General features: G+C 78.6%; 1 protein-coding gene. It reads left to right on the top strand.

What is annotated here, in order from left to right:
* Nucleotides 1-173: 173 nt before the first annotated feature.
* The coding region (locus V7E46_RS33520; RefSeq protein WP_443054433.1) for an RNA polymerase sigma factor at nt 174-1279 on the top strand (1106 nt) is incomplete at its 3' end.

Genomic DNA, 1279 nt, shown 5'->3' with positions numbered 1-1279 from the left:
GCTCCGGGGGGTGCGAACGGGGGCGTACGGCGCGGGCGTCGCGGGCGGGCACGCGTATTCACTCGCAAGAGTGGTCGGGATGTCCCAATTCGGGCCGCATCGCCACCCATAAGGATTAATGGCCGCGAGGACTGCTGAAGCGGGGCGGGCCGCGGGCCTACCGTCGCCCGGTGATGAGCAGGCAGGAGACCCCCACCCCCATCCCGCAGAACGGTGCGCACCGCAGGCACCGGGCTGCGGCGTCCGGGCGTTCCGCGGCGCGCGAGCGGTCGGCCGCGCGGGACCGTGACGCGGCGCGCCGCCCGCACGGCACGCTGCCGATGGTGCCGCCCGCCCACTACGAGCCGTACCTCGACGGCCTGTTCACGTACTGCCTGTCCGTCCTGTGCGAGCACGACGCCGCCGCCGGCGCCCTCGGCGACGTCCTCGCGCTCGCCGAACGCCAGCGCGCCCGGCTGCGCGACTCCGACCTGCGGCGCCCCTGGCTCTACGCGCTCGCCCGCTGGTGCTGCCTGCGGCGGCTCGCCGCCGGCATTCCTCCCGCGCCGGCCCGCGCCGCCGCCTCTCGCGCCGCCGCCTCCCTCGCCGTCCAGCGGGCCGCCCAACTTGCCGCCCTGGCCTGGCCGGAGGCCGCCGGCACCACCCCCGAGCAGCGCGAGGCCCTGGAGTTGGCGGTACGCCACCAACTGCCGCCGTACGAGGTCGCCGCCGTCCTCGGGCTCGACACCGACACCGCACGCGGCCTGCTGGCCCGCGCCGCCTGCGAGGTCGAGCGCACCCGGGCCGCGCTCGCCGTCGTCGACACCGGGCGCTGCGGGTCGCTCGCCCAACTCGCCGGGGACGACCGGGTGCTGCTCGGACCCGCGCTCCGTGACGAACTCGTCCGCCACGTCGACGCGTGCGTGGTGTGCCGGCGCACCGCGGAACGCGCCGTCGCCGCCGGGGCGTGGCCCGGCGCCGCAGACGCCACCGCCGTACTCGCGCTCATCGAGGCGCCGCGGGCCGCCGCCTGCGCGGCGCTCCTGCACGCCATGGAGACCGGCGCCGGGCGCAGCCGCCAGGCCACGCCGCGCTTCGACCGGCGCGGCTTCCCCCTCGACCTCAAGGACCGGGCGGCGCGGCGGGCACAACTGCGGCACCGTGCCGTGACGACCACGGTCGTCGCGGCCGTCGTCGCCGCGCCCGTCCTGGCGGTCTGGGCCGCGTATCGGGCGACGCCGCTGGGCGGTGACGACGCGCCGCACGGCGGGCGGCGGGCGGCGGCCGGGGCGCCGGACGG

It is taken from the genome of Streptomyces sp. IBSBF 2435 (assembly GCF_036815005.1).
GTDB lineage: Bacteria > Actinomycetota > Actinomycetes > Streptomycetales > Streptomycetaceae > Actinacidiphila.
The sequence above is the reverse complement of the archived record's forward strand: the minus strand, read 5'-3'. Positions and strand labels throughout refer to the sequence as shown.